Here is a 20130-nt window from a genome sequence, read left to right on the forward strand (position 1 = left end):
TAAGTGTATATGAGCGAACTTGTTTGTGCAAAAGGGAAATGTGTTGGACTACCTGCCTGTTTTTATGTGGTATCATATGAGATGGAATTTTGGCAAAAGAAATGAGGTTTGAGTCATGAATCGTGAAACATCCAATCAATTGCACGAACAAGCGTTAGACGTGATCGTCGGAGGTGTCAACAGCCCTTCCCGTTCGTTTAAAGCAGTCGGAGGCGGCGCTCCTGTCGTGATGGAACGCGCAAAAGGCGCCTATTTCTGGGACGTCGACGGCAACCGCTATATTGACTATCTCGCTGCGTACGGTCCGATTATCACCGGGCACGCTCATCCGCATATCACCAAAGCCATCACCGAAGCTGCGGCAAACGGCACGCTCTACGGCACGCCGACACCATGGGAGATCACCTTTGCCCGCATGATCCGCGAAGCGATTCCTTCTATGGAGCGCATCCGCTTCAACAACTCCGGGACCGAGGCGGTGATGACCTGCATCCGTGTCGCACGTGCCTACACCAACCGTACCAAAATCATCAAATTCGCTGGTTGCTACCATGGTCACTCTGACCTCGTACTGGTGGCGGCAGGCTCCGGTCCATCTACACTGGGTATCCCAGACAGTGCAGGTATCCCACAAAGCATCGCCAACGAAGTCATCACCGTACCATTCAACGATGTGCAAGCTTACGCAGATGCCCTGCAAAAATGGGGGCATGAGATCGCAGGCGTACTCGTCGAGCCGATCGTCGGCAACTTCGGTATCGTGATGCCACAGCCTGGTTTCTTAGAAGAGGTCAACCGTCTGACACATGAAGCCGGTGCACTTGTGATCTATGACGAAGTAATCACCGCTTTCCGTTTCTGCTATGGCGGTGCGCAGAATCTGCTCGGCATCGAGCCTGACCTGACTGCACTGGGCAAAATCATCGGCGGCGGTCTGCCAATCGGCGCATACGGCGGCAAACGCGAAATCATGGAACAGGTCGCTCCACTCGGTCCAGCCTACCAAGCCGGTACCATGGCGGGGAACCCGGCCTCCATCCGTTCAGGTATCGCCTGCCTGGAGGTTCTGAAGCAACCAGGTGTCTATGATGAAATGGACCGTCTCGGAGCAATCCTTGAAAATGGAATCCGTGAAGCTGCTGCCAAGCACGGCATCACATATCAGCTCAACCGCGTAAAAGGTGCGCTCGCCCTCTACTTCACCGACGAGCCTGTGACCGACTATGACGGTGCCCAAAAAGCAGATGGAGAACAGTTCGCCCACTTCTTCCGTCTCATGCTTGATGAGGGGATCTGCCTCGCCCCATCCAAATATGAGGCATGGTTTATTACCACCGAGCACACCGAACAGGACATTCAGGAAACCATCGCAGCAGTTGAGCGTAGTTTTTCCAAAATGGGCGCCTGACATATTCCCCAATAACTGCTTGTGACTTCAAAATCATATGCGTGGCATACTACCGAGGAACCCGTGATGTATGACTCATGGGGAATTTGGCAGGCAGGAGGAATGAAAAATGTCGAAAGGTGAAAAATCGTTCCCACAAGCTCCCGAAAAAACCATTACCGATCCCAAAATGAGTGCAAAACCATTGGAAGTACTGGGGTTTCAAAATCCGCGCAAAACAGAGCATCATAAAACACAGAGACACGACCGTTAACAAAATTAACAAACCAAAATCAGCCAGTCTTCCCATGAGGAAAGCTGGCTTTTTTATGACTTATTTTGTCCTTTCTTGTCGATTGAAAATGCATATACAGAGCGATTTATCTTTGATAGAATAGTAAATATAAAATTACGTAAAAATTACTAACGAGTTACTAACACCTAACTTTGTAACTTTTTGTAGAATCGCGCAGTTCCAGCTGCACTATATGCTTTCCCTCTTTCTTTCTTCCTAAAACATACAAAAAAACAACACGAAAGTAACATCATTATTCTGCCGATAATATGTTATGATAATAGTTGAATTAAGCATTCAATGGGCTTTTCAACTAAGTCGAGTTTTTTTGTCGGGAATCGACATAACCCGTATCTCGGTTCCTTCAGGAAGTTGGTCGGAGCACTTATCAAATTTCATTATTCTATTTGGAGGAAGCCTATGAAAAGTATCGTGTCGAAAAGTATCATATTCCTTTCTTGTGCCACCTTGTTACTGTCAGCGGTGCTCATCATCACGAGTTACTACCGGGAACGTGATATTTATTTCCAACAATTAACGACCTCTGTACCGGAACTTGTACAGAATCAGCTTAATCAACAAAAGGAAGAAATCGAGAGCACAATCGAGAAGGTTGAGGCAAATCCAGAAGCATATAAAACCGATCAAGTCGTTATGGATATGCAAAACAATCTGGAAGTCATCCTCAACAACCCGTTCTTTGCCAACAGCTACCTCCTCGACCCAACTCCAGTTCAAAAAGACGGTAAAAACATCGTAATCGTTAAGCTCACCAACAAGGCACTCACAGAAGCCGGTGCAACACCTGGTTTTGAATATGAAGTATCGCCAGAATTCTTTGAAGGTTTTCAAACAGCAAGTGCCAATGGCGAACTCAATATCAGTGCAACCTATGTAGACGTATACGGTAAATGGATGTCTGTCTTTGCCCCAATTAAAAATTCATCCGGTGAAATCATCTGTATCCTCGGTTTTGACCTCGACGTAGCAAAGATCGAAGGCGACCTGAACAAACTCTTGGTTCAAAACATTTTGATCGGTCTTGTCATCAGCTTGATCCTTGTAGCAATCATGATCGTGATGATCAGAAGAATGCTTCGTCCAATCCAAACCCTGTCTAAACTCACACTTCAAGCTGCACAAGGTAACTTGGGCGTGGACATTGAGGTTAAGAGCTCAGACGAAATCGGTATCCTTAGCAAAAACTTCAACATCATGCTTCAACAGCTGAAACAACTGCTCGAACAGCTTCGCCTCACCGGTGGTCAAGTACAGACTTCTACCCAAACTCTGTCTGTAGACACCGATGAAACCACCAATGCAAGCCGTCAAATCACCACTGCGATCCACGAGATGGCAAGCGGTATCGAAAAACAGCTCGAAGGTACAGAAGAAAGCGCACGCGCCATGGAAGAAATGGCAATCGGAATCACCCGCATCGCTGAGACAGCTTCCGTCGTTGCTAACTCTTCCCACGAGTCCGTAAAAGAAGCGAACCAAGGTAATGAACTGATTCAAAAAGCTGTACATCAAATGTCTGCCATCAAGAAATCCGTCGGCGATTCCGCTGTCGTCATCCAACAGCTCGGTGACCGCTCCAAAGAAATCGGTCAAATCGTCGAGGTTATCACTAACATCGCTTCCCAAACCAACCTGCTTGCCCTCAACGCCGCGATTGAAGCAGCGCGTGCAGGTGAACATGGCCGCGGCTTCGCAGTCGTAGCAGACGAAGTACGCAAGCTGGCTGAGCAGTCTGAGAACTCCGCTCACCAAATCGCTAACCTGATCGAACTGATTCAAGACAATACCCAACAGGCTGTAGATGTGATGGGCAAAGGCCTCAATGAAGTACAGACCGGTACAACCGTTGTAAACGAGGTAGGCGAGGCATTTGGCCGTATCGTAAGAGCAGCACAAGATACTTCCTCTCAAATCGAAGAAGTACTCGCAATCTCCGAAGAAATGTCTGCTGGTACTGAGCAAGTCGCTGCATCCGTGGAGACCATGGCACAAATCGCTAAACAATCCTCCATCAGCGCACAAAACGTAGTATCCGCATCCAACAAGCAAGCTAACTCCATCCAGAACATCTCCGTACAGGTATCCTCCCTCGCGGAAATGTCAGAAGAACTCAACTCTCTCATTAAGAAGTTTACGCTTTAATGCACAAGCGCTGAGAATCGTATGATAGCCCCTGTGCTATCTAGCTCATACCCCAATCAAAAGCCGCTGTTAGTCTGTTAAGACCGACAGCGGCTTTTCTTATTGCCTAGTAGGCAGCATCGCTTCCCCCTCCCCACCCCGCCCTGCAGCACCCAACCCACCACTAAAAAGGAGACTCCCCCTTGATTAAGGGAAGTCTCCTTTTTGATGTTAATCATTCATTTATACGACCGCTTTAGAGAAGGATTGGTTCTCCTCATACAGCGACTGAACTTTCTCTTCCAGATAAGCGATAAAGAAGTCCACGTGTTCCTTTTGGGTGTAAGGTGAGACAGAGAAGAACTTACAGGAGTAGATTGGCAGCATGTCAGCTGAATCCGCGACGTTGACTTTACATACCTTTTTCGTATCGCCGAAGAACACTTCTTCACGGTGTGCACCGAGCAACTCGAAGATTTGGTTGTTCCAGACGTTGTTGCGTTCTACGTGAGCGCTGGTCGCTTTTCCGTTGAGCTCTGTGTCCCATTCTGCTTTGTTTGGATAGAAGCGGAAAGTGGAGACAGGACCCGGATTGAGGTTGTTGGTAATCGCTACATAAGGGAGGCGCTCCATGATCTTTTTACGGAAGGCCAGGTTGATTCGTACATAGTTGGCAAGCAGGCGCTGATAGCCTTCCATACCGAATGCTTCGAGGGAAGCGACGATCGCAATGGAGCTTGCTGCACGGGAGCACTCCAGTGTATAGCTGGTGTGGTAGCTTCCGTAACCACGGTTCCCCATGTATGGTGTATCAGACTCATCGAGGTCAACCAGGCTGAAGTCCTTACCGTTCTTGAGCAGGAACAGGCTGGTCGCATACGGACATTGACCTAGCTTATGGAAGTCAAAGCACACACTGTCTGCAAGAGAAATATGTTGTAAGCGTTCACGAATGGTGTGAAGCGCATTCAATACTTCAGGTTCAAATTCAAGCGGATTGGTTACAAAATCATAGTGGTTAAACATCGCGTAGAAACCGCCAAGAGCTGAGTCAGCATGCACGTGGATCGGTTTGAGATTGTATGTCTTGGAAATATATTGTGTGACCATTTTGACCAGTTTTACGTTATCAATACCAAAGGAGTCAGTCGTACCGGTAGTAGCCACGACGTAGACTGGAATACCACCTTTTTCGACTACCTCCCGCATCTTTTTGAGCAGGTCGTCTGTATCCATGGAATGGTCTTTTTTCGTTTTGACAACGACCAAATGGTTGCTTCCGATCCCTGTCGCTTCACAGGACTTCAGCAGGCTGTAGTGAGCACCTTCAGAGGCAAAACAGTAGAGGTTGTTTGGAATGCCTTCTTCCTTGGCCTTTGGGAACTGCTTGGCAATCGCAAGACGAAGACCGGTAAAAACAGCACCCTGTCCACCCCATGTAGTATAGCCCCAGCTGATTTCCGGATTGTAGCCGACAACTTTGGACATAGCAGCAATCGCACGCACTTCTGCTTCTGCCGCACCAGGTGAATAGATATCCCAGATACCATTGGCGTTGAGCAGGGAGGTCGTCAGGGAACCGAGAATGCCAGGGATACTGGCAAGTGGAATCACGTTCGTCAGATAGTTCTTAGTTTGGTAGGGATGGCTTTGTGCCAGATCAGAGAGGGTAGAAATCACAGCTTCCAGTCCCTTCCCCTGTTGCGGAATCGCTTCTGCATCAATGATATGTTTATAGAAGTTATGGTCTCGTTCTGATCCTGTGCCCAAAACCGAACGATTGACATCCTTCATATCATCGATGTTCGAAAGAAGCTTCGAGATTAATGATAGAATCTCTTCTCTCCGCTCAGGAGAACCATCCTGACTGGGAAATAGATTTTGAATCTCTTGGAAACTCATTTGAAATACCCCTCTCTTTGATTATATAAATTCGCCAATGGTGTGCAGGTCTATGAGAAAAATAAATTGTTTATCATGACTGTTTTTGCAAGCCGGAGATAGGTTGTTCACACGTAGTACTGTCGAACTAAGCAGAATGATTGCGGGCTTGATAGAAGTGTATGAATGTAGGAATTTAATGTTGCCGGAAAGAACCGAATTGATGAATTAGCTCAGTGATAAAAGGCACATACATTCAAAATTCGACAAAATTGTGTAAAACCCTTTTCCTCCCCTCCCAAAAAATACCTAAAAAACGAGAAAAGGTCACCTAGGACAATGTTCCTACGCAAGATTCGACAAATCGTTCTAAATTCTTACAAATTCCTGTTACTTTTGGTTATATAATTATCTACTTTCATTGTCAAGTAAAATTATTCCTGTAATATATATAATTATCAATAAGTTGTGTATAGATATAAATTTGTTAAAACTATTACCGCCACATGTTATTAATACCATTTTCAGCCCTAATTGAAACCACGTCATCTCATATTTTTCGACAAAAAAAATTTCTTGAATAAAAACGCTTACATTTGTATAATTACCCGTTGGTCCGATTGTTTTATCCAAATATTCATGTTATTCTAATGATACTTTATGTAAAGTGGAAAAGGGTTACCTTGTCCATTGTATTTTGCAAAGGAGGTGGAGGGTCAGTTTACGCTGGCCGGATCATGCTGAAGAGAGACCATAAAAAAGACATCATCGAAACATTCCAAGGGTATCAACAAATCGAACATGACAGCTGTGGAATTATTTGTGTTATTGAGAAATCGGGGAAACCTTCACGAAAGAATCTGAGTGAAACGATCCGCTCCCTTGTGCAAATGGAACACCGTTCTGGCTTTATTGACGGTGAAGGCGATGGATGTGGTATTTTGACTGATATTCCACGTTCTCTATGGACTGAATATTTCGAACAGTCTAATATCCCTACACAATTTGCTTATGACCCAAGACTGTCCGTAGCCCATATATTTGTTCCGCGTAAAGGACACGATGAGTTGGCAGTGAAAGCAACCATCCGTGAACTGGTGAAAAAGCATGGCTTGACCATTCTGCTGGAGCGTACTGATGAAGTCAATTCGGCAGTACTGGGCAAAAACGGTCGTCAGGATGAGCCGAGCTTTTGGCAGCTTGCTCTCTCCCCTGCAGATGACGCTTCTTTTGAAGCTGGCGCAAAATATGCGGCACAGCTTTTTGAGTTGCATGTTGAGATTGAAGAAACCTGCAACGTTCATGTTGCATCCTTAAGCCCACATACGGTGGCGTACAAGGTAATGGGTGCCGCTAATATATTGCCTCATTACTTTAATGATTTATCGCATAAAAATTTTAACGCATCAGTGACGATTGGTCATAACCGTTATTCTACAAATACACTCTCTAACTTTTTCCGTGTGCAGCCATTCTCTCTGCTTGGTCACAACGGTGAGATCAATACCATCAGCAAGCTCGAAGCTGAAGCTTCTATGCTGGACGTACCACTGGTTGACGGGGGCAGCGACTCTCAAAACCTCAACCGTACCATCGAGACCTTCATCCATCGTTATGGCTTGAGTCTGATGGAAGCTATGGAAGTGGTATTCCCGCCGATTCACAATGAAATTAAGCAGCTTTCTCCTGATATGCAGGACCTTTACACCCACTTGCGACAGACATGGGGGCATTTTGCCCAGGGTCCAGCCGGTATCGTTTCCCGTCATGGCAATGAGTGTGTATTCAGTGTCGATTCGCTTGGTCTGCGTCCTCTGTGGATGGTGGAGAGCGACACCAGCTACTACTTCTCTTCTGAGCAAGGCGTGATTCCTGTAACCGAGATGGCCGGTGAACCGAAGCCACTCGCACCAGGTGAAAAGGTAGGCGTTCTTCTGCATGCAGACAAAGATGTTGAGGTGATCTGGCATTACCAGCTGCAAGCGAAGGTTCTGGAGCGTTTCCGTGAGAAGATTGCCTTTGCCGATGCACGTAAACACCTGCACTTCGATTATCCGCAGAATCTCTCCATTGCCGAGCCTGACGTACCTTCCCCAACCTCTGGTGTGTACAGTGCGTTTGGCTGGGATCGTGAACAGATCCAGCTGATCGAGCAGATGGCATCCAATGGTGTCGAGCCGATCCGTTCTCTTGGCTATGACGGGCCACTTGCAACCCTGTCCAAAGAGCGACAAAACCTGGCTGATTTCATCAAAGAAAGCGTAGCGGTCGTAACCAACCCGGCGATTGACCGTGAGCGTGAGATGGAGCATTTCTCCACCCGTGTCGTGCTCGGTGCCCGTCCTGTGTTGAATGGTAAAGAAGAAGCTGCTGTGCGCCTAGAGCTTCCAACTCCGTTGCTGTTCGAAGGGCAATCCCTGCAAGAAGCGGCGAAGGAACTCGGTACTCTGTCTTTGGAACAGGTGATTTTGAGCTTTAACAATCATCCGAACAGCATCGTGATTCTGTCCACTCATTTTAACGAGGCTGAGGGGCTTGCCAACGGTCTGGAACGTCTCGCCCAAGAGGCAATTAAGGCTGTAGAGAATGGCGCCTCCCTGCTGCTTCTAGATGACTCTGAGACACACCGCGATGGAAAGCTGTGGATTGACCCGCTGCTGGCTGTCTCCAAGGTGGATCAGGTGCTGAAGGCTACGGTGACAGAAGGCAAAGGCAACCTGCGCCGTCAGACCAGCTTGATCCTGCGCTCCGGTGCGCTCCGTTCCCTGCATGATCTGGCTTTGGCTGTAGGCAGCGGTGCTGATGCGATCTCTGCTTATGTGATGTTTGCCACTGCTTTTGCCAAATACGGTACAAAAGGCGCGGTACATCTCTCCACAGCGCTGAGCAAGGGTCTTGAGAAAATCACCTCCACCATCGGGATTCATGAGCTGCGCGGCTATGGCCGTCTGTTCTCCTCTATCGGTCTGGGTAAAGATGTCGCTGATGTGCTTGGTGTCATCAACTTCTGCGGTTCCGATCAAGCTGGCTTCTCCTTTGCCAACCTTGAGGCAGACAGCAAAAAACGCAGCGCGGATTACTCCGATGAAAAAGCTCGCGAAGCGAAGACCTTCCACATCTTCCCACGTCTGTGGAAAGCAATTGGACAGATCGCTGCCGCTGAGATTCCATATGAGGATTATGCTGCAAAGCTTGAGGAAAACGAAAAGAAAGATCCAATCTCCATCCGTCATTTAGCCGATCTTGCTTTTGACAAGGCTGCCGGTGAAGTGGAGCCATCCCAAGTGGACATCGCTGTAGGTGATCACAGCCTGCCGTTCCTGATCTCCTCCATGTCATTTGGTTCTCAGAACGAAACAGCGTTCCGCGCTTATGCTGAAGCGGCTGATCAGCTGAACATGATCAGCTTCAACGGTGAGGGCGGCGAGATTAAAGATATGCTCGGCAAATATCCGCGTACCCGTGGTCAACAGATCGCATCCGGCCGCTTCGGGGTCAACGTCGAGCTGGCCAACTCCACCAACCTGCTGGAGCTTAAAATCGGGCAAGGGGCAAAACCGGGTGAAGGTGGTCACCTCCCAGGTTCCAAGGTAACAGCCAAAATCGCGGCAGCACGTAATGCGACCATCGGCTCTGACCTGATCTCCCCTTCTAACAACCATGATATTTATTCCATCGAAGATTTGGCCCAGGTTATTACCGAGATGAAAACAGCCAACAGCCAGGCAAAAGTCTGCGTCAAAGTACCGATCGTACCTAATATCGGAACGATTGCTGTCGGGATTGCCAAAGCAGGTGCGGACTTCATCACCCTCTCCGGCTTCGACGGCGGTACTGGTGCGGCTCGCGTGCATGCCCTGCAACACGTTGGTCTGCCTGCTGAGATCGGGGTCAAAGCAGCCCACAATGCCCTCTTGGAAGCAGGTCTGCGTGACAAAGTGGAACTCTGGGCAGATGGCGGCGTAAAATCCGCTCTCGATGTCGTCAAATTGATGCTCCTCGGTGCCAACCGGATCGGCTTCGCTACGCTCGCAATGATCGCAGTCGGTTGTACCACATGTCGTGGTTGTCACTTGGATACGTGTCACGTCGGGATTGCTACCCAGATCGACAATATGGAAGAAGCTCATGAAAAAGGACTTCGCCGCTTCGTACCGCGTGAATTCGATCTTGCGGTATCTGGTCTGAAAAACCTGTTCACTGCTTTTGGTGAAGAAGTCCGCCGTCTCACTGCCGCACTTGGCTTTACCCGTACACAAGAACTGGTGGGACGCTCTGATCTGCTGGTGCAGGCTCGTTGCCTCGAACAGATGGATCTGACTTCCCTGCTCGCGGTTCACCCGCTGCATACCGTTTCCGCTGTGGCTCCTGCCGCTGCCTCCCATGCAGATCAGGCAGCAGATACTCGTGTACTCGTCGCAGCAGCCGGTGGCACAGCTGTGGCTCAACCGGAAGATACCCGCTACTTCAGCGCTGACCGTCCGATCCAAGAAGACTTCTCCCGCATTCTGTCCGACGAACGTGTCCTGGGTAGCCGTTATGCTGGAGCACGCGTCAAAAACTATCTTGACGGCAGCTACACACAGCTCCCAGAAGTAACCCTTGCTTTTAACGAAGGCAGTGTGCCGGGTAACGGCCTTGCCGCTTACAACGCACAAGGGATCAATATCCGTGTGCAAGGCGGAGCACAAGACGGCGTAGGGAAAACCAGCTTCGGCGGTCGTCTTGCTGTACTCAAAACCAAGGGTACAAAAGGCGCCTTCCTCAACGGTTCTGTCGGGAAAAGCTTCTGCTATGGTGCCCAAAAAGGTCTGTTCATCGTCCAAGGCAATGCGGATTCCCGTGCCTGCATCCGTCTCTCTGGTGCTGACGTGGTATTCGGCGGTGAAATCAGCCAACCGATCCAGGATGAGCTGGGCGGAATCGGCTCTCGTGCCAACATCAAAGGCTTTGCCTTCGAATACATGACCAACGGCCGCGCAGTCGTCCTCGGTGACCCAGGTCCATGGATGTGCGCAGGCATGACCGGCGGCGTCGTCTACGTCCGCCTGCAGCCAGAGCTTGGCTTCGACAAAAAAGCTCTGGAGCGCCGTATCGCAAAAGGTGCAAAAGTCTCCCTGTACCAACCAGATCAGAAAGGCATCTCCGACATCAAAGAACTGCTCACCGCCTACAAAGAAGAACTGCTGGCTACCGAACAATACGAAACAGCCGGCCGCATTCAGGCGCTGATCGACGATCCTTCTGCTCACTTTATCCAAATCTCCCCAACCAAAGAGCAGGCAGATCCATCCGTATCTACAGAGTAATCGGATCGTACCGCTCGGGAGTTATATAGGTTAAAAAGGCACTGCGTAACGGGGTTTTATGACCATGCCCAGACGCAGTGCCTTTTTCTTTTTTGTCTTTCCCTATCTCCTTCCCCCTGTTAGCCTTATTAAAATTCTCACGGTTGGCAGAGGGAGTGGTATCTGTTTGTAAGGAGACCGGCCCCTCTAACGAGGGGGAAAGGCGACTGGAAAACAGATACCACTCCCTCTCACCACCAAATATTAATAAGGCTAACACCCCCACCCCCTCCATAAAATAAAACAAAACAGTTTCCCCATCGTATCCGAACAGGTCACACCTTTTAACAGAAACGGAGTGATCATCACATGTTTTTTACTCCATGGACGATTTTGATCCTATTGGCTGTCGGCTTGTCATTTTGGGCACAGATGCGTGTCAAAGGGACATTTTCCCGCTACTCGGATGTAGGCACGTCATCAGGGCTGACAGGGGCTGAGGCGGCTCGCCAACTGCTCGATGCGAACGGTCTGTCCCATATCCCTGTAGAGCACATACGAGGCACGTTGACCGACCACTATGACCCGCTTGCCAAAGCTGTACGCCTGTCTGACCCCGTCTATTTCGGCAACTCCATCGCTTCCCTCTCTGTTGCTTGTCATGAGGTGGGTCACGCTATCCAGCACAAGGTTTCCTATCCAATGCTGGTCGCCCGTCATTATCTGTTCCCGGTCGTGAATTTCTCTTCGGGGTTGGCCCCGTTCCTGATCTTAGGTGGTTTTTTCTTCAAGGCTACAGGTCTTTTCCTCTTGGGGATAATTGCCTTTAGCTTAGCTGTTCTGTTTCAGGTGATCACCCTTCCTGTCGAGTTCAACGCGAGCAATCGTGCCAGGGCGGCGATGGTGCAGATGGGCTTCATCCGCAATGATGAGGAAGAAGGAGCAGGCCGGGTGCTGAACGCCGCTGCCCTGACCTATGTTGCTGCCGCCTTGATCGCCGCGCTGCAGCTGTTTGAGTATATCTGGCTGTTTACCGGAGGCAATTCGGACGACTAAGCAGTATGGCGCCGACATAAACTCAACCGTTTCTTACAAGCTAAGCTACCTCCCCATTCTTAGCAAAAAAGGTACGCTCCCACAGCATGGGATCCGCGTACCTTTTTTTTGTATGGGTTACTATTCTGGATGATTAATCGCCAAATCCGAAGTCTCCGAAATCTCCTCCGTCATCTCCGCCCCCATCATCATCAGACCCGAGGACATCGTCCAAATCAAGGAAGTCATCTGCTTCATCGAGTATCTCAGACATCGCAGCCGTTCCGATCAAGCCGACGGCAAGTCCCCCGATAATATTCCCCAGCCCATGGCCGACGTGTCCGTGTCCCGAACCCGGACGGAACGCCTCCATCGAGAAATACGGAATGGTCTGCGGATTATGGCAGTAGCCCTCTACTTTCTCCTGGATGAAGTGGCCCACTTCCTCCTCTGTCCAATCCTCCAGCACTCTTTTCGTCAGGATGATCTCAGCCTTCCGCTCTACTTCCCTGCCGAAAAAGCCCCCTTGCTGTACATCCATCTCGATCAGCAGGTGCACAGCATCTGGTGCATCATAGAAGATAACCTCCAGCTCACGCAATGGCACAGAGATCGTCTTAGGTGGATAGAAAGCAAATTCTTGCCCATATTTGGTCATCGCTCCTGATCCCGGTTTAGGGATAAAGCCTACACGATCCAAGCTACGGAATACTTTTTCGATGTAGACGGGAGCATTCACGACAAACGGATCCAGGTCGGTCGGATCCAAGGCCTGTTCCACATCTAACACGGTGTGGAGGTAGTATTTCATATAAGGCGTGGAAATGGCCATATCGTTCGGCAGTCTGAAGGAGAATGGAACCTCTTCTACATAAGGAGCCGGCTTCACCGCAAATCCACTTTTTACCGGGATCGTTTCGACTACCCGATCAATTTTATTCCCTTTGAGCAATGCTCTTAGCTCTACCTGTACACTCAGCATCGAGATCGGTTGCTCCACACTGCCCCCCTCAATATGAATCACCCCGGTCAAAGTCTCCCCCAACCGTCCTGAATCCTCGTGAAGACGCAGGTCAACCGTAGCAGCACCAATCCCGATTTTCGCCATTAATTTTTTAAACACCGTAATCCCCTCTTTCCTCCAGAGCAGTCTATGCTCCTAGCTTATTCTGTGCCTTCTCTTCCATTCAACTGCCAAACTGTAAGTTCCATCCTGAAAGATAAGACAGATTCCCTATAGACACATATTATTCCGATTTTCAAACTCGGTTTATAAAACTAAAATCATAAAGAGATTGGCAATTGAAAGATGATTCTGCTCGGCTATACCGTTAATTGGCAATATCTCTTACTCTAATATCAGAAAGCAGTTACAACAAAATACGATTAAAGGTAGGGTTCAACATGAAACAGTACTCCAAGTTCCTCTTCTTCTCACTGCTCTCCCTAATGCTCGTCGCTTCCTCTTTACCTACAGCTGATGCCGCTAAGCTCAAGCCTCCGACGACATCAACGACCACCCCGACGGCGTATACCGCTACGACCAAATCCATTCTCGGCTATTATGTTGTGTATTATACTGGTGATAAAACGTCTTACAACTCTCTCTACAACTACAACAGCTATCTGAACGAAGTATCCACCATGACCTTTGACGTGACCACTACAGGAGCAATCGCAGGTACGGTACCAGCAGACGGTGTCTCCCTCGCTAACTCGAAAGGTGTCAAAGCATATGCCGCAGTCAGCAACCATGGCGCTGGTGGTGCATTTGACAAAGACCTGGCCCGTAAAGTCATCACAGATCCGGTTGTACGTCAAACCACTATCAACAATATCCTGAATCTTGTGAAAAATAATAACTACCGTGGCGTAAATATCGACTTTGAAGATATGTATGCAAGCGACCGTCCTTCTTACACCCAATTCATCTCCGAGCTGGCTACCACCATGCGCGCCAACGGTTTTAGCACCATCGTATCCGTTATGGCGAAAACCTCTGACTCCCCTACCAGCGCTTGGGTAGGAACCTTCGATTATGCCGCACTCGGACAAGCTGCTGACAAAATCCAAGTGATGACCTACGACGAAAACGGTCCATGGGGCGCACCGGGTCCTGTAGCCAGCAAGCCTTGGGTGGAAAAAGTGATCCAATACACCGTCTCCCAAATCCCATCCACCAAAGTCCTGATCGGTCTGCCAGCATACGGCTATGACTGGAACACCACAGCAGGAACAGGAAAAGCTGTCACCTGGAAAAGCATGCCGAACCTGATCAGCTCAACCGGCGCCACTCCACAATGGGATGCAACCGCTCAATCCCCTTACTTCACCTACAAAGCAACAGACGGCACAAGCCACACAGTCTGGTATGAGAACAGCGAAAGCATCAAGGTGAAGACCAAACTCGTGAATCAGTACAACCTCGGCGGCGTTTCCGTATGGCGCATGGGTCTTGAAGATCTGAGCTTCTGGCAAGCCGTTACAACTGGATTGAGCCAATAAGAAAACCGTTCATATGTAGACAGAACATTCAACCACTCTTCCCACATGCGGGATGGGTGGTTGTTTCTTTATCGGCAGAGTTTGAGCCAACCATTACAGGTTTGGAATCTGCCAGTCAATCTCCTCACTGCCGATCTTTTGCAAAAACTCATTTGTACGCGAAAATGGCCTGCTTCCAAAAAAGCCATTGTGTGCAGACAGCGGACTTGGGTGAGCTGACTCTATGATATGGTGATGTGGCGCTGTTATGATCTTTTTCTTATCCCGTGCGTTGCGGCCCCAAAGCAGGAAGACAATCGGCTTTTCCCGGTTGTTGAGATGCTCAATCACCTTGTCCGTAAAATGCTCCCAGCCCTTCCCCTTATGCGAGTTGGCCTGTCCCTGTCGCACGGTCAGCACCGTGTTAAGCAACAGAACCCCCTGCTTGGCCCAAGGAACGAGGTAGCCATTATTGGGAATAAAGCACCCAATATCTTCCCGCAATTCTTTAAACATGTTCTGCAGGGATGGCGGTGTGGCTACCCCTGGCTTCACGGAAAAGCTTAATCCGTGTGCCTGTCCCGGTCCATGGTAGGGGTCTTGACCGAGAATGACCACCTTCGTCTCCTCATATGCCGTGTGATGCAAGGCATTAAAAATATCGTATTTGTCCGGGTAAATCACATGAGAGTTGTACTCATCCACCAAAAACTGACGCAACCGCTGATAATACGGCTCTTGGAATTCTGCCTCCAACAGCGGTGCCCAGTCGTTTTTTAAAATGTTGCTCATCTCATCTGCACCTAGCCTTCACGTATTTCCAGAATCGATTTGCCGCCCAAAAAAGCATGACCCATGGTTAATTGTTCGATAGTATCAAACCCGTGGCGCTGATAGACCCGCTCCACCTGTTCGCTGATCGGGAACACCCAGAAATGCCGGTAGTTGCGCTCTCTGGCTACTTCCTGAATATGGCGGATGACATGACCGATCAGTCCCTTACCGCGATAGGCTTCCAGCGTGGCGACACTCTCCATCTGCGCCTGATCCCCATTGGCAAAAATACAGGCCGTCGAGACCGGTACCCCGTTGTATCTCAGCAGGAAATGTTCAAAATTCGGATCACGGAATTCCTGCTCAAATGCCTTTTCCCGAATGGATCCGCCCAGCTCCTTGATCTGAACCTCGATGTCCACCGCATCCTGATAATTGGCCTCTGTGACCGGCTCCACCACGATAGCAGGATCTGATGCGACAGCGGTTACCTTCCCATTCCACAATTGAACCGGATGAGCGAATTCCTCGTAGCCGAAGCCATGTGCCTGCAACCGTTCGATCAACTCTTGGCAGTTCGCTGGATCATACAGATAGAACCGGGGGATAATCCCTTTTTCCTGAAAAAAACCGACCACTTCATCAATCACCTGCTCAGGCTGCTCTGGCTGTACCAACACATGTGCATGATTCGCATCATAGTGTGTCGGGTTCTCAGGATGGCAGAAAAAGTATCCCCACGGTCTCTCGATTTTTGGTGAAAACGTCATTTTATAAGCGATAGATTGCTCTTCGAGAACGCTTTTTATGTTGTTCATTCTGTTCCTCCAGCTGTTTACGGCTTCATTGATTCTATTATAGAAAATGTTGTCAGGATTGTCTTCTCTCCCGCCCGAAAAGAAGAAAAGCGGCCGATCCCGTATGATTGGGCAGACCGCTTTTGTGTCGTGTAAATGATGGGTGGACCAGATTATTCTTTGCTTCCCGGCTTCTTATCCACTTTCCACGCATTGGCTTCTTTTTTCACAGGAATCAGGTCTACATCAAATTGGATGTCTGCTCCTTCGCCATAAGGAACCTTCAGCTCATAGAGTCTTTCGTTCCCCTTGTCTTCTGCAAGAGATGCCTGGGCATTTTCCCATTGCAGGATGCTGCCACCGTCGGCATTCGGCTGCACGAGACGCCCTTGATATTCCTTGATGTTGAGGTCCTTGATAATACGCTCGACCATCCGCTGGGTGTAGACTTCGCCGAGATAATCTTTCAGCTCTGGCATCGTGTCGAGGTTACTGCCCATGTAGCGGTAATCCTGCCCGTCGATCTTCACAAGCTCGATGCCGCCGCCTTCTCCGCCTGCTACGACGGACCAATATCGCCCACTCGCATCTGCTACGAGCTTGACGACCGATTTCTCGTCGAGGACAGCCTCTTCTTTCTGTGGCTTCGTTTGTTGCGCGGTATCTGTCGCCGGAGTCTGCTCGGCTGGTTTTTGCTGTGGTTGGGCTGCTGGTGTCTCTGACTGCTTAGCTGGTACTGTCGTCGTTGTCTGGTCTTGCTGCGGTCCGCATCCAGCCAGCAAGAATAACGTGCAAGCGAGAACACTCATTTTTTTCAATGGTTTCATTGGGAATCACTCCTTCGCTTGGTAAGACGATCTGCATTCGAAAACGTTACAGACTTCCCGCAAAAATTAAGCGGCTGCCCGAGATTCCCCTTCGCCCCTCCGGTGTCTGCTGATCGAGTACCAGACCCAACAGAAATTAAGCAGCAACAGGAAGCTCGTCACCAAGAACACCCCGCCAAACCCGAGTGACCCTGCCACAAACCCGCCCGTAATCGGCCCCAGCAAGCTGCCGAGACAGACAAAGCTGTTATTGTAGCCAAACACACGGCTGACCATATGGGACGGCGTTCTTCTGCGGATCAGTGCATTAACGGATGGAAGCAGGCCACCAAGACAGAGTCCCAGCAAGAACCTCAGTGCGATCAATTGCCAGAGCTGGGTGACAAAAGCGGTCGGGATCATAATCAGCGCAGCGGCCAAGAGCGAGAACAGCAGGACTTTTTCCGACCCAAACCGATCCCCCAGCTTACCCAGCTGCGGCGATGCCAACACATTGGCCACACCGGTGAAAGCACTCACCATCCCCGCGTAGAAAGCCACCTTTTCCCCATATCCCACGATGCTTTGCACGAATATGGACAAGATTGGATTGATACTGAACAAGGAAAATTGAATCATTACCGTCACGATAAACAAAGAAGGAAGACCTTTACTGCTAAATATCAGCTTGGCATCTTGCCTGATACTCGTCTGCTCTTTGGCAGGCGGAGGTGTAAAATTTTCCTTTACAGTAAAAGTAATGACCAGAGTGGACAGAAAAAGCAGGCACCCCGTCACTACGAACACCATCCGAAAACCTACCCAGTCCGCGAGAATCCCCCCAAACAGCGGCCCCATGATCGTCCCCGCGACCACAGCTGACTGCAAGGTCCCCTGCGCCCAGCCTGCCCGTTCTTTCGGTGCAGTAGAGGCAACCAGTGCATTACTCGCCGGCACAATCCCCGCGATCGTCCCGTTGAGCAGACGAAGTCCCAACAGCTGCCAGACACTGCCGGACAGCCCTGTCAAAGCGACGATCACCGCCATCAAAAAGCCAGAACGCAGAATCATGATCTTGCGTCCGTGCTTGTCAGCCAGATTGCCCCAGATCGGTGACATGATCCCTGCGGTCAGGAAGTTGGCACCGAAGATCACTCCGGCCCAAGCGGTTACAGCCTTAGGGTCGGTGACGCCCAGCTCGTTTTGGATGAAAAGAGGCAGGAACGGCATCACCATGCTCATTCCCACCATCACAAAAAACAAGGCCCCACATAGCACAAATAAGTTGCGTTTCCATTCTTCCATATTGTTTTCTCACTCCCATCGTCGTGAGGGGCGCTCTCTTACGCCTCCACGGCTTCTGGTGCTTGCGGAATGCCGAAGTCTTGCACGTTCCACAGCGTATGGTATACACCCTCTTTGGCGAGCAGCTGCTCGTGTGTGCCGATCTCAGCGATACGGCCTTCTTTCATCACCACAATTTTGTCTGCGTGAGTGATGGTGGAGAGACGGTGTGCCACGATGATGGTCGTACGCCCTTTCGCCAGATGGGCAAGCGACTCCTGAATCATGTGCTCCGACTCCAGGTCGAGTGCTGAGGTGGCCTCATCGAGGATCAGGATACCTGGATTTTTCAAAAAAACGCGGGCGATGGCAACACGCTGTTTTTGCCCGCCGGAGAGCTTGACCCCACGCTCTCCCAGTTCGGTATCATAGCCCTCGGGAAGCTCAGAGAGAAAGTCATGGGCATTGGCCGCTTTGGCCGCTGCGATCATCGCTTCTTCGGTGGCTTCTGGATCGCCCATCAGGATATTGGCTCTCGCAGATTCACTGAACAGGATATTATCCTGCAGCACCATCCCGATATGACTGCGCAGATTGCGTTGGCGGACATCACGGATATCAACGCCGTCAATGGTGATCCGCCCTTTGGTAACATCCCAGAAGCGCGGCAGCAGGCTGATCAGCGAAGATTTTCCGCCGCCTGACATCCCTACAAGCGCCACGGTTTCCCCCGGCTCAATCACCAGATTGATATCATGTAACACCAGATCCTCTTCTCCACGATAGCCAAACGAAACGTTCTCAAAACGAACCTCTCCGCGAACCCGCCCAATTGCCGGGTCTATCGGAAGATTGCCCCCATCAGGCTTATCCTTGATGTCGTATTCCTCGTCCATGAACTCAAACATCCGATCCATGGAGGCAACCGCCTGTGTCAGTGTCGTAGACGAGTTGACCACACGGCGAAGCGGCGTATATAACCGTTCCAAGTAAGCGTAAAAAGCAATCATCGTTCCTACCGTAAGTGTACCCATTATCACCTCATACCCTGCGTAGCCAATTACAAGCAACGGAGAGATATCGGTGATCGAGTTGACCACGCTGAAGGTCGTCGCATTCCACTTGGTCTGCTTCAACGCTGCGTTCCAAAAGTTTTTGTTCTGCTTGTCAAACTGCTCCTCCTCGTACTCCTCCAGTGCGAAGCTTTTCGTCACAGAGACCCCGTTGACACGCTCATGCAGATGGCCCTGCAGCTGTGCAAGTGCCTGGGAACGGTCCTTGGTGAGCTGGCGCAGTGTTTTGTAGAAATACTTGACTGAGAAGCCGTACAGCGGGAAGACCAGCAATGCCACAATCGTCAGCTTCACATCCATATAGAGCATGATCCCAATCGTTAAGGAGATCGTGATCAGGTCAAGCCAGATATTCATCAAGCCAGTCTCGATAAAGCTCTTGGTCTGCTCTACATCGTTAATCACCCGAGAGATGACTTCGCCGACCTTATGATTGTTATAATAGCGCATCGACAGCCGCTGGATATGGGCAAACAGCTGGTTACGGATATCATACAAAATCCGGCTGGACACCCACTGTGCATAGTACTGGCGGTAATACTCAACCGGCGCACGGACAACCGTGAAGATGACCAGGGCAGCCCCCATCAGCCAAAACAGCTGATTCAGCTTCTCCTCCTGTGACATCTGGCTGGGAAGTAAATCATCAATCACATATTTTATGATCAATGGCATTAAAAGCGGTATCCCGAATTTTAATATCCCGATAAAAATCGTCAGGATAATCTTTCCCCGATAAGGACCTACAAAAGATAAGTACCGCTTGATACTACTCATGTTCACCCCTCCTGTATAAATATACCATAGCCGGGCTCTAGACTTACGATTTTACACCTTTATGCGGGCTTTGTCTTGTTTTTGACTGTTTGCATAAGAAAAATCCC

13 protein-coding genes are annotated in these 20130 nt (G+C 49.7%); 6 read left to right on the forward strand and 7 right to left on the reverse strand.

All coding sequences use genetic code 11. The annotated features are described in order from the left end of the window. Positions 1-115: 115 nt before the first annotated feature. The 3 genes from FGI41_RS21020 (at position 116) to FGI41_RS21025 (ending at position 3845) form a co-directional block, all read left to right on the forward strand. Positions 116-1408: a glutamate-1-semialdehyde 2,1-aminomutase gene (locus FGI41_RS21020; RefSeq protein ID WP_139492271.1), complete on the forward strand. Its 1293-nt coding sequence runs from the start codon at positions 116-118 to the stop codon at positions 1406-1408. A gap of 109 nt (positions 1409-1517) precedes the next feature. Further along, a complete protein-coding gene (locus FGI41_RS25115; RefSeq protein WP_176560374.1) occupies positions 1518-1661 on the forward strand; it encodes a hypothetical protein in 144 nt (47 codons plus the stop codon). 441 nt (positions 1662-2102) lie between these two features. Further along, positions 2103-3845 carry a methyl-accepting chemotaxis protein gene (locus FGI41_RS21025; RefSeq protein ID WP_176560375.1) on the forward strand — a complete coding sequence of 581 codons (1743 nt, stop codon included), beginning with the start codon at positions 2103-2105 and terminating at the stop codon, positions 3843-3845. A gap of 222 nt (positions 3846-4067) precedes the next feature. Here FGI41_RS21025 and FGI41_RS21030 read toward each other — a convergent pair whose 3' ends face one another. Beyond that, complete coding sequence (locus FGI41_RS21030) at positions 4068-5726, reverse strand: pyridoxal phosphate-dependent decarboxylase family protein (protein ID WP_139492273.1); 1659 nt, start codon at positions 5724-5726, stop codon at positions 4068-4070. Positions 5727-6442: 716 nt separating this feature from the next. Between FGI41_RS21030 and FGI41_RS21035 the strand changes: the two genes are divergently transcribed. Together FGI41_RS21035 and FGI41_RS21040 are read left to right on the forward strand one after the other, a co-directional pair. Next, positions 6443-11014, forward strand: a complete 4572-nt coding sequence (locus tag FGI41_RS21035) for a glutamate synthase-related protein (protein WP_139492274.1) — start codon at positions 6443-6445, stop codon at positions 11012-11014. Positions 11015-11362: 348 nt separating this feature from the next. Further along, complete coding sequence (locus FGI41_RS21040; RefSeq protein ID WP_139492275.1) at positions 11363-12049, forward strand: zinc metallopeptidase; 687 nt, start codon at positions 11363-11365, stop codon at positions 12047-12049. 133 nt (positions 12050-12182) lie between these two features. Here FGI41_RS21040 and FGI41_RS21045 read toward each other — a convergent pair whose 3' ends face one another. Further along, positions 12183-13151, reverse strand: coding sequence for a sporulation protein (locus FGI41_RS21045; protein ID WP_139492276.1), 969 nt, complete (start codon positions 13149-13151; stop codon positions 12183-12185). Between the two features lie 281 nt (positions 13152-13432). Here FGI41_RS21045 and FGI41_RS21050 point away from each other — a divergent pair, with 281 nt between their 5' ends. Further along, positions 13433-14533 (forward strand): glycosyl hydrolase family 18 protein, encoded by a 1101-nt coding sequence (locus FGI41_RS21050; protein ID WP_255298574.1) that lies wholly within the window; start codon positions 13433-13435, stop codon positions 14531-14533. Positions 14534-14626: 93 nt separating this feature from the next. Here FGI41_RS21050 and FGI41_RS21055 read toward each other — a convergent pair whose 3' ends face one another. From FGI41_RS21055 to FGI41_RS21075, 5 genes are all read right to left on the reverse strand, one after another. Continuing rightward, positions 14627-15304 carry a uracil-DNA glycosylase gene (locus tag FGI41_RS21055; protein ID WP_139492277.1) on the reverse strand — a complete coding sequence of 226 codons (678 nt, stop codon included), beginning with the start codon at positions 15302-15304 and terminating at the stop codon, positions 14627-14629. 11 nt (positions 15305-15315) lie between these two features. Then, positions 15316-16104 carry a GNAT family N-acetyltransferase gene (locus FGI41_RS21060; RefSeq protein ID WP_139492278.1) on the reverse strand — a complete coding sequence of 263 codons (789 nt, stop codon included), beginning with the start codon at positions 16102-16104 and terminating at the stop codon, positions 15316-15318. Positions 16105-16256: 152 nt separating this feature from the next. After that, positions 16257-16910, reverse strand: a complete 654-nt coding sequence (locus FGI41_RS21065; protein ID WP_139492279.1) for a DL-endopeptidase inhibitor IseA family protein — start codon at positions 16908-16910, stop codon at positions 16257-16259. A gap of 66 nt (positions 16911-16976) precedes the next feature. Then, on the reverse strand, positions 16977-18194 hold the full coding sequence (locus FGI41_RS21070) for an MFS transporter (protein ID WP_139492280.1): 1218 nt from the start codon (positions 18192-18194) through the stop codon (positions 16977-16979). A 38-nt stretch (positions 18195-18232) separates the two neighbouring features. Next, positions 18233-20023, reverse strand: a complete 1791-nt coding sequence (locus tag FGI41_RS21075; RefSeq protein WP_139492281.1) for an ABC transporter ATP-binding protein — start codon at positions 20021-20023, stop codon at positions 18233-18235. Positions 20024-20130: the final 107 nt, after the last annotated feature.

The organism is Brevibacillus dissolubilis, assembly GCF_006170445.1.
In the GTDB taxonomy this organism is placed as follows: Bacteria; Bacillota; Bacilli; order Brevibacillales; family Brevibacillaceae; genus Brevibacillus_B; species Brevibacillus_B dissolubilis.